The sequence below is a fragment of the Methanocalculus sp. genome (assembly GCF_029762515.1).
Taxonomy (GTDB): domain Archaea; phylum Halobacteriota; class Methanomicrobia; order Methanomicrobiales; family Methanocorpusculaceae; genus Methanocalculus.
Genome location: NZ_JARVGN010000037.1, coordinates 1 through 9,337 on the forward strand (window position 1 = coordinate 1; position 9,337 = coordinate 9,337).

Genomic DNA, 9,337 nt, shown 5'->3' on the forward strand with positions numbered 1-9,337 from the left:
CTGCCATTTAATGGTAGTTGAGGATTTAGGTATGATAATACTATTGATAGCCTGTTTTTCTCATCCTTTGCAGGCAATTGTATTATGCCGTCGGAGAGATCAGTTGTATTCTATGAAAAGGGAATTGATCATTATCGCCATCATCCTCCTCTTCTCCCCAATTGGTGCCATAACCGCTTCGGCAGCAGAGTACCCCACTGCCCCCCTTGGATCGGCTGATTCGATGATGCAATTTGTCGAATGGCTTGTTGAACTCGCAAATGAGCTCATCTGGATCTTTACAGGTGCGATGGATCTGATCGGACTCTCAAACGAGACCTATGTCGGTGATATGGTCGCCACCCTTGATGATGGAATGAGTCTGGTGAATGCTACAAAGAGCCAGAAGTGAGAGGCTTGTACCAGACATTCATGCTCTCGAATCCTCCCCCGATCTGGGTATTATTCGGCAGGGTGCCTGCATAGTGGTACCCTCCCCGTGCAAAGAGGATATTCACCGGAGGCTCCTCACCCCGGCAGATCGTATAGGCAAGATGGAAGCCATCCTTGAAGACGTTTCCTTCCATATGGGCAAGGAGGGCACCGGCAGCACCTGCCCCCCGTGCAGAGGGGAGGGTGGCAAAATCGGTCATCTCGACCGTTTTTGATGATGAATCAAGTTCAGCCGACGAAACAGCCACGATCTCATCCCCATAAAGGAGGAGGAAGAACCGGACATCCCCGCTCACAATCAGATCAGAGATATAATCCGGATCATCAATTGGGAACGGATATGTTGGAAAGACCGAAGCATAGATCTCTGCAAGCGATTTTGCATCTGATCCGGACGCCTCCCTGATAGAAAATCCTTCCTGCAAGGGTGGATGGCCGGTTCCTGCACGTTGCCACGAGATCTCAAGTGTTTCTGAAACCCCCGATCCATTGTACTTCTGCCGTGCAGGATCGGTGTACTTTCCCAGGAAGAAGCAGGCTGTACCATCCGGATAGAACCCCGGGATCTCAGCCTCAACGGTGAAGCCTTCCTTCAGGAATGCCGGGGCAGAGGTTGCGGGAACTTTGGCAAAGACTTTGCTGTACCTTTCTGTTTCGAGCGTCTCTTCGATCCATCTGAGTACGCGATCGCAGTCATCCGGATGCAGCCGCATCAGATATATCCGGTTGTTGTGGGGCCCATGCTGGATGATGCTCGCCCCAACCCTGATTACCGGATCACTCCTCTTCGTCATCTCTCCGTGCCATCCGTTCCGAATCTACAGGAACAAGGGCTGTTGCCTCGTCATAATCCGAGAGGAGCCGGGCAATACCAACAACATGCTGCTCTTCGCCCCCTTTCAGGTTCAGCTGGAGTGAGCAATCCTTGCAGTTGCGATCACAGAAGATCGTGGTATAGTGATCCGGCTCCCGGTAGGTTGTGATCACACCTTCATAGTTCCTGAGAATCACCTTGTTGGTCGAATATGATATAAGATAGGTGGGCATCACCGGGATCTTTCCACCGCCACCGGGTGCATCTATCACATAGGTGGGAACGGCAAATCCGCTGGTATGGCCGATTAAGTTCTCGATGATCTCGATCCCCTTCCCGACCGGGGTTCTGAAATGCGAGAGACCTTCTGAGAGGTCGCACTGGTAGAGGTAGTATGGCCGGACCCGGTTTTTCACCAGTTTCTGGACGAGCGCCTTCATGATCCTCGGGCAGTCATTCACACCCGCAAGGAGGACCGACTGGTTGCCGAGCGGAATTCCGGCATCGGCAAGTTTTGCCAGTGCCCGCTCGGCTGTCGGGGTGATCTCCTGCGGATGGTTGAAGTGGGTGTTCAGCCAGATCGGCTGGTGCTTCTTCAGGACATTGACGAGTTTATCAGTGATCCTGAAGGGGAGGACAACCGGAGTCCTGGATCCGATCCGGATCACCTCAACATGAGGTATTGCCCTGAGTTCGGTCAGGATACGGTCAATCAGCTCATCAGGGAGCATCAGGGGATCGCCGCCGGAGAGGAGGACGTCCCGGACCTCGGGATGTTCACGGATATAGGCGATGCCTGCTTCCATCTCCTCCCATGTCGGGACACGGTCACGGTCGCCGACACGCCGCTTCCGCGTACAGTGGCGGCAGTACATCGCACAGACATTTGAGACGAGGAAGAGAACCCGATCAGGATAGCGGTGGGTGATCCCGGGAACCGGGCTGTCGCTATCCTCTGCCAGTGGATCCTCAAGTTCACACTCTTCAACGATCAGCTCGTCGGGTCTTGGAATTGACTGGAGAAAGACAGGATCCTGGGCATAGTCTTCTGTTTTGATCAGGGAGAGGTAATAGGGGGTTGCCGCGAGGGGGAATTTTTGTATCGTCTCTTCAAGCTTCTTCCGCTCTTCAGGCGGAAACGTGATTCCAAGCACCTTCTCAACGGTATTCAGATCCCGGACCGTATGGGCAATCTGCCATCTCCAGTCTTTCCACTGGGGTGCATCATGGTCTATATCTGTATAGTCTTCGTTTTGTTTTGGTATTCGGGTAGATAATTCCATAATTATTTCAACTCACCAGAGTACTATGATACCATATTCCTTAAAATGAACGGAATAATTAATATAATAATCCTGATTCTGATTTCGAGCGATTTTCATGGATTTATGTACGCAACATTTAAATATCATTATTCTGGGGACGGCACCAATAGGAGGGAAACCTCAATTGGAATCCATTCTGATCAAAATATCCAATTTTAAGACCTATATAGCCGCATATTGCTGAATACACAGAGTGGTGGCGGTATGCCATAAGCTTCATACCATGGCAGATCCATCCATTCTGTATGCCTGAAGGTGAGAAGGAATCTATCATCGGAAGAACGATCATGCCACGTGATATGGTCATCTACAAGGAGGATACAATAGCAAGCCGGACACTGATCATGAGCCGTGAGGGAACTGTCACCCTCTTTGCCTTTGACGAGGGGCAGGGTCTCTCCGAGCACACAGCCCCTTTTGATGCTCTGGCTTTTGCTCTCGACGGGGAGGCGGAGATTACGATCGCCGGTTCTTCCCACTATCTGAGAGAGGGTGAGATGATCATCATGCCCGCAAAGATTCCCCATGCGGTACAGCCGGCCACACGTTTCAAGATGATGCTGGTCATGATCCATGCCGGGATTCAGGAGAAAGCAGGCAAAAACGTGAATATCGGGGAGAAAGAGAAGAAAAAGGAGGAGAAAGGGGCAAAGAAGGAGAAGAAAAGGAGTAAAAAGCAGGAGAAGAAGAGGGCAAAGAAAGAGAAGAAGCAATAAAAGAGAGATGGGAGAGAGATGGCGGTAACCAGCCATCTGTCATCCCCGGGAAGAGCAGGATGACTACCGGTTTGATCCGGATCAGAACCGTTTATACCGGGAAAATGCAATAACAATACCAATGATCAGGATCGGGCTGCTTGGTTGCGGGAATATCGGCCATATCATAGCGAAGAACCAGAATGGTTTCTCGATTATAGCAGTCTTTGACCAGATTGAGGGGAGGGCAGACGAACTTGCAGCTGCATCCGGTGCCCTTCCTTTCACAGATTTTAACGCATTTTTATCAGCCGGTTTTGATATTGTCGTCGAGGCGGCCTCGGTTACAGCCGCGCAGGAGTACGGAGAGAGGATCCTTCTCTCAGGCCGTGATTTTGTGGTGATGAGTGTCGGTGCACTCTCAGATTCAGCCTTCTGCGAGAAGCTTGTCACGCTGGCCAAAGAGAAGGGAAAGAAGATCTATATCCCCTCCGGTGCGGTGATGGGACTGGACAATATAAAGGTCGGACAGATATCGCGGATCTCCACCTTCCTCCTCAGGACAACAAAGAGCCCCAGATCACTCAATATTGAAGCTGAAAAACCGATGATGATCTTCTCGGGAAAAGCCACCGAATGTATCAGGAACTATCCAAAGAACACAAATGTCTCAGAAGCACTCACGTTAGCAGCAGGGCATGAGGTTGATGTTGAACTCTGGGTGGATCCTGAAGCTGATCGAAACACCCATGAGATCTTCATCGAAGGTGAGTTTGGCGATGCATATATCCGGGTGAGGAATGTGCCAAGCCCCGATAATCCTGCAACAAGCTACCTTGCCGCCCTCTCCATCCTCTCCCTGTTAAAGAATCTCGATAACCCACTGGTGATCGGAACATGACGATCCAGGAAGAAATACAAAAGTTAAAAATCGCCAGAAACGCCCTTATCCTTGCCCATAACTACCAGCCAGCAGAGATCCAGGATGTTGCGGATATCGTCGGCGACAGCCTTGAACTCGCGATCAAAGCAGCAGGGGCAACTGAACCTGTGCTTGTCATCTGCGGAGTCCGGTTCATGGCAGAGACTGCAAAACTCCTCTCTCCGGAAAAGACTGTCCTGCTCCCTGCACCTGATGCCGGGTGCCCGCTCTCCGACTTCCTCACACCCGAAATGGTTCACGAGGCACGAGGGAAGTATCCGGGTGCTGCGGTTGTCGTCTATGTGAACTCGAGTGTGGAGGTGAAGGCGGCCGCAGATATCACCTGTACTTCAGCAAATGCAGCAGCCGTTGTCCGGTCACTCGATGCAGAGACGATCCTCTTTGGACCGGATGCCAATCTTGCATCCTTTGTACAAAAACAGATGCCAGAGAAGCGGATTATCCCGCTCCCGCCCGGTGGGCACTGTTATGTCCATTGCGCCTTCACAGAGGATCAGATCCGGGAGGCGAGGTCGAAAGGGTGGCGGATCGTCTGCCATCCCGAATGCCCCCCAAAGATTCAGGCAGACTCTGATCTGATCGCATCAACCGGCGGCATGGTGCAGCATGCATGTGAATGCGATGAATGGTTCATCTGCACCGAACGGGACATGGGATACCGGCTCAAAAAACTCCACCCTGACCGGCAGTTCCATGTCGATCCTGAGGCAATCTGCAAGGATATGAAGAAGACGACGATCGAAGACCTCCATCGGTCACTGCGTGATGGTATTCACGAGGTGAAGATCCCTGACGAAATCGCGGTGCCTGCCAGAAAAGCGGTCGAGGCAATGATGGCTGTTTTGGAGAAGAGTGCATGATACAGAATGAATCACTCCGGCGGTTTCTTGCTGAAGACGCACCCTATGGCGATATCACCACCGGATCAGTTATCCCGGATACTGAAGGGAGGGCTGCGATCCTCTCCCGCGAAACCGGGGTTGTCGGAGGGCTCGAGGAGGCGATCTTCCTCTTTGCCGAATGCGGAGTTGAGGCACGAGCCCTCGCACGTGATGGGGACTGGATCGATCCGGGGCAGCAGATCCTCGATATTACCGGACCTGTTCATGGCATACTCCTTGCAGAAAGGACAGTGCTGAATCTCATGGGGAGGATGTCCGGGATTGCAACCGCTACCCGTCGCTTTTCTGCCCTGATCGATTCGGTGATACCGGGGGCACGTATCGCCGGAACCAGAAAGACTGCGCCGGGACTTCGATTCTTTGATAAAAAAGCGATTATACTCGGGGGAGGGGACCCCCATAGGAACTCCCTCTCAGATGCTGTTCTGATCAAGGATAATCACCTCGCTCTTGTTGGTATTGAAGAGGCGATAACCCGTGCACGGAGCGTATCGCAGTACCGGGTGATCGAGGTGGAGGCGGAGACACCTGAAGATGCATGTACTGCCGCTGCTGCTGGTGCTGATATCATCATGCTCGACAATATGGATTCGGAGACGGTGATGATGACGATTCAGCTCCTCAAAGACGGCGATCTTCGGGAGCGTGTCAGGCTGGAGCTCTCCGGGGGTATCACCCCGGCAAGTGCCGGATCCTATGCCGGATGCGAGATCGATCTCGTCTCCTCGGGATGGCTCACCCATTCTGTGAAAAATTTTGATCTCAGCCTTGAGATGCGGATGGCGCTTCGGACGATAAAATTATAAGAGGATTTTTCTCCTATCCTCTTCTCTTTTTCACTATATACCAGGCAACCCCGCCGATTACCACAAGCGGGAGAAGTGCAAAGACGGCAACGATAATGATCCCGATCATAAAGAGGAACGCAGCAATGCCGGTGTTTACGATACTGGTAATCGAGAACCCTGAATCGATCCCAAGCGGTTCCCCTTCCCTGATCGAGACCGTGATGGCCGCTTCATCGATCTGCGACTCAAGCAGCTTCAGCCTGCCCGTCACCCGGTCAAGGTTCAGCTGTGCAGAATCAATCGCAGTCTGAACCTTCAGGATCTCTTCAACCGTCTCTGCTTTGTCAAGGATCTCGGTGAGACGGTTCACCTGGTTCTCAAGAGCCCGTTTCTCGGCATGGAGATCGGTATATTCAGCAGTCACATCACGGCTTTTTACCTCACGCTGGGTAAGGGTGCCGACAGATTCGATCTCCTGCATCACTGCATCGAACGAATCCGAAGGCACCCTGAGAACGATATGTGCGGAGAACTGCTCGCGGCCATCACTCATCCCGCCCGAGGTGAGGGAGAGTGACTGGATACGGCCATGGTAACGGGCTGCGATTGCGGTGATCTCCTCGGAGGCGACCCTCGTATCACGGGCCTGAAGGCGGAGCCATCCATCCTTGATCACCTTCTGATTGGGATAGGCTACGGCTGAGTCAGCTGCCATGTTCCTGTCATAGGCAACAACAGACTCGGTCATCACCGGTGCAGACTGGTACCCGGAATCAGCCATCATGCAGCCTGCCGAGGCAGAGAGGCCGATGAGGAGAAGAAGGAGGAGAGGAATGAGTGTTTTTTTCATATCAGTCACATCCTGATATAGAACCTAATGCTTTTCCTGACTTTATAGATGGCGATAACTGCGATATTTTTCGCAATCTGCACAAGATCACAATCTGCGAGGATTTTCCAGGAGAACGGAAGAAGAGAGGAAAAAAAGTGAGGCTATCATCCTCAGACGAGGATGAGGAGCGGGGCAAAGACGAGTGCCACCATCGCCATCAGCTTCAGCAGGATGTTGATGGCAGGACCTGAGGTGTCTTTGAAGGGGTCACCGACGGTGTCGCCGACGACTGCTGCCTTGTGGGCATCAGATCCCTTTCCACCATAGTTGCCCTGTTCGATGTATTTCTTTGCATTGTCCCATGCACCACCGGCGTTTGCCATGGTGATTGCAAGGCAGAACCCTGCAACAAGGGATCCTGCAAGGAGACCGCCAAGAGCCGCGGGGCCAAGGAAGTATCCGACAAGGAGCGGTGCTGCAACAGCGAGGACGCCAGGTGCGATCATCTCACGGAGTGCGGAGTTTGTGGAGATTGCGATACAGGATGCGTAATCCGGATCCGCCTTCTCCTCCATCAGTCCGGGGATCTCCTTGAACTGGCGGCGTACCTCGAGAACAATCTCGAATGCTGCCTTTCCTACTGCGGTCATGGTGAGTGCGCAGAAGAGGAATGGAAGCATGGCACCGATGAGCATGCCGACGAAGACCATCGGGTTCGTGACATCGATGATGTTAAGACCGACTGCAAGGGTGTATGCAGAGAAGAGGGCAAGTGCTGTTAAGGCTGCTGAGCCGATTGCAAAGTCCTTTCCGATTTCGGCGGTGGTGTTTCCGACTGCGTCGAGGGTGTCGGTGATCTTCCGGACCTTTGGATCCTGATGTGACATCTCTGCAATACCGCCAGCATTGTCTGCGACAGGGCCGTATGCATCAACGGCAAGGGAGATTCCAAGCGTCGAGAGCATACCGACTGCGGCGATTGCAATACCATAGAGGCCTGCAAACTGGTAGGAGATGATGATCGCAATTGAAACGAAGAAGACCGGGAAAACAGTCGATTCCATGCCTTTTGCAAATCCGCTGATGATTGTTGTTGCGGATCCGGTCTGGGCGGATTTGGCGATCGAGAGTGTCGGTGCCCTGTCATAGGATGTGTAATATTCGGTGATGAGACCGATTGCAAATCCTGCGACGAGACCGGCAATTGCGGCATAGAAGATGCCAACATACTGTGGTCCAATCAGGGTTGTGACGAGGAAGTATGTCGCGATCACAACAAGGATAATTGCAACAATCAGGCCTTTGTTGAATGCCATGTGAATGGCGCTGGACTCGGTCTTGTTTGTCCTGACAAAGAATGAACCGATGATTGCCGAGAAGATACCGAGTGCGGCGATCATCATCGGGAGGAGGACGAGCTGCATCGGGTCGAGGCCGGCATACATCTCAGTATGGACTGCGGTGATACCAAGCACCATCGCAGCGATGATCGAGCCGACATAGCTCTCATAGAGGTCTGCACCCATTCCGGCAACATCGCCGACATTGTCACCGACATTGTCTGCAATGACGGCAGGGTTTCTCGGGTCATCCTCGGGGATGCCTGCCTCGACTTTTCCGACGAGATCTGCACCAACGTCAGCTGCTTTTGTGAAGATGCCTCCGCCGACACGGGCGAAGAGTGCAATCGAGGATGCTCCAAGACCAAAACCTGTTACGGTCGAGAGGACAGTCTCCTGGGGAAGACCCATTGCGGAGAGGGCGAGATAAGCGAGAGAGAGTCCAAAGAGACCCAGCCCGACAACGGCCATTCCCATAACAGACCCGCTTGAGAATGAGACCCTGAATGCCTCTGCAATACCACGGCGGGCGGCGTTTGTGGTTCTCACATTCGCTGCGGTTGCCGTATACATTCCGATGTATCCGGCGGTTGCCGATAGAACCGCACCGAGGATGAAACATGCTGCGGTGAGGGGTGATATTCCGATTGCCAAAACAATCGCCAGCACAACGACAAAAACTGCAATTGCACGGTACTGGCGGTTCAGATAGACCATCGCGCCGAGATGAATCGCGGCGGCGATCTTCTGCATCACCTCTGTTCCTGTCCCCTCTCTCTTCACCATCATGAAGGAGTACCCTGCAAATGCAAGGGCGATAAGGGCAGCAACAGGTGCCAGGTAGATAAGATCCATAGTTAAGGTACCTCCAATGTGTTCAGTATGCCTTCCATAGAAGAAGGAACGAGAACCTTATATATCATATGGAATTTATCTGGTTGATTACGTCTATCAACGAACTCTTATTCGGGAGAATAAACCTGGCGCGCAGAGGGCATAATGTATGGCGGGAAAGCTCAGAGGGAGGAGAGGATCATCCCAAATGTTTCAACCTGATTCTCTGCCTGCGCCATCATCCGGGTTGCCACCGCAGGTGTCAGAAGGGGATTGAGCTCCATCGCTTTCATATAATCCTCTGAGGCTTTCTGGTAGGCATTTGATGCGAGCCGTGCATGTTCTCCGCCAGAGCTCATGATCTGGTCTGCACCTTTCATCGATCTCATCCCGGCATCATGGTTCATGGTGATGAACATGTATGCATCGCCC

10 protein-coding genes are annotated in these 9,337 nt (G+C 52.5%); 5 read left to right on the forward strand and 5 right to left on the reverse strand.

Annotated features, from left to right (window positions below):
• Positions 1-112 precede the first annotated feature (112 nt).
• Positions 113-391, forward strand: a complete 279-nt coding sequence (locus QCH34_RS02245; RefSeq protein ID WP_300329363.1) for a hypothetical protein — start codon at positions 113-115, stop codon at positions 389-391.
• Here QCH34_RS02245 and ablB read toward each other — a convergent pair.
• Both ablB and ablA read right to left on the reverse strand, forming a co-directional pair.
• Positions 372-1,226 carry a putative beta-lysine N-acetyltransferase gene (gene ablB, locus QCH34_RS02250; RefSeq protein WP_300329366.1) on the reverse strand — a complete coding sequence of 285 codons (855 nt, stop codon included), beginning with the start codon at positions 1,224-1,226 and terminating at the stop codon, positions 372-374. The genes QCH34_RS02245 and ablB overlap by 20 nt on opposite strands.
• A complete protein-coding gene (gene ablA, locus QCH34_RS02255) occupies positions 1,210-2,529 on the reverse strand; it encodes a lysine 2,3-aminomutase (RefSeq protein ID WP_300329369.1) in 1,320 nt (439 codons plus the stop codon). The genes ablB and ablA overlap by 17 nt, the downstream gene beginning before the upstream one ends.
• A 287-nt stretch (positions 2,530-2,816) precedes the next feature.
• On the opposite strand from ablA, the gene QCH34_RS02260 reads away from it, so the two are divergent.
• The 4 genes from QCH34_RS02260 (at position 2,817) to nadC (ending at position 5,917) form a co-directional block, all read left to right on the forward strand.
• A complete protein-coding gene (locus QCH34_RS02260) occupies positions 2,817-3,287 on the forward strand; it encodes a cupin domain-containing protein (RefSeq protein WP_300329374.1) in 471 nt (156 codons plus the stop codon).
• 121 nt (positions 3,288-3,408) lie between these two features.
• On the forward strand, positions 3,409-4,167 hold the full coding sequence (nadX, locus tag QCH34_RS02265; protein ID WP_300329378.1) for an aspartate dehydrogenase: 759 nt from the start codon (positions 3,409-3,411) through the stop codon (positions 4,165-4,167).
• Complete coding sequence (nadA, locus tag QCH34_RS02270) at positions 4,164-5,069, forward strand: quinolinate synthase NadA (protein WP_300329381.1); 906 nt, start codon at positions 4,164-4,166, stop codon at positions 5,067-5,069. The genes nadX and nadA overlap by 4 nt, the downstream gene beginning before the upstream one ends.
• Complete coding sequence (gene nadC, locus QCH34_RS02275) at positions 5,066-5,917, forward strand: carboxylating nicotinate-nucleotide diphosphorylase (RefSeq protein WP_300329384.1); 852 nt, start codon at positions 5,066-5,068, stop codon at positions 5,915-5,917. Before nadA ends, nadC begins: the two co-directional genes overlap by 4 nt.
• 13 nt (positions 5,918-5,930) lie before the next feature.
• Here nadC and QCH34_RS02280 read toward each other — a convergent pair whose 3' ends face one another.
• The 3 genes from QCH34_RS02280 to QCH34_RS02290 form a co-directional block, all read right to left on the reverse strand.
• Positions 5,931-6,749, reverse strand: coding sequence for a DUF4349 domain-containing protein (locus QCH34_RS02280; protein ID WP_300329434.1), 819 nt, complete (start codon positions 6,747-6,749; stop codon positions 5,931-5,933).
• 152 nt (positions 6,750-6,901) lie between these two features.
• The gene (locus QCH34_RS02285; protein ID WP_300329428.1) at positions 6,902-8,926 is read right to left on the reverse strand and encodes a sodium-translocating pyrophosphatase; all 2,025 of its coding nucleotides are present in this window, start codon (positions 8,924-8,926) and stop codon (positions 6,902-6,904) included.
• 161 nt (positions 8,927-9,087) lie between these two features.
• The coding region (locus tag QCH34_RS02290; protein WP_300329431.1) for a hypothetical protein at positions 9,088-9,337 on the reverse strand (250 nt) is incomplete at its 5' end.

Excerpts from the sequence above, each read along its gene's own strand:
- QCH34_RS02245 (WP_300329363.1), top strand. The coding sequence starts at position 113 with ATGAAAAGGGAATTGATCATTATCGCCATCATCCTCCTCTTCTCCCCA.
- ablB (WP_300329366.1), bottom strand. The coding sequence starts at position 1,226 with ATGACGAAGAGGAGTGATCCGGTAATCAGGGTTGGGGCGAGCATCATC.
- ablA (WP_300329369.1), bottom strand. The coding sequence starts at position 2,529 with ATGGAATTATCTACCCGAATACCAAAACAAAACGAAGACTATACAGAT.
- QCH34_RS02260 (WP_300329374.1), top strand. The coding sequence starts at position 2,817 with ATGCCTGAAGGTGAGAAGGAATCTATCATCGGAAGAACGATCATGCCA.
- nadX (WP_300329378.1), top strand. The coding sequence starts at position 3,409 with ATGATCAGGATCGGGCTGCTTGGTTGCGGGAATATCGGCCATATCATA.
- nadA (WP_300329381.1), top strand. The coding sequence starts at position 4,164 with ATGACGATCCAGGAAGAAATACAAAAGTTAAAAATCGCCAGAAACGCC.
- nadC (WP_300329384.1), top strand. The coding sequence starts at position 5,066 with ATGATACAGAATGAATCACTCCGGCGGTTTCTTGCTGAAGACGCACCC.
- QCH34_RS02280 (WP_300329434.1), bottom strand. The coding sequence starts at position 6,749 with ATGAAAAAAACACTCATTCCTCTCCTCCTTCTTCTCCTCATCGGCCTC.
- QCH34_RS02285 (WP_300329428.1), bottom strand. The coding sequence starts at position 8,926 with ATGGATCTTATCTACCTGGCACCTGTTGCTGCCCTTATCGCCCTTGCA.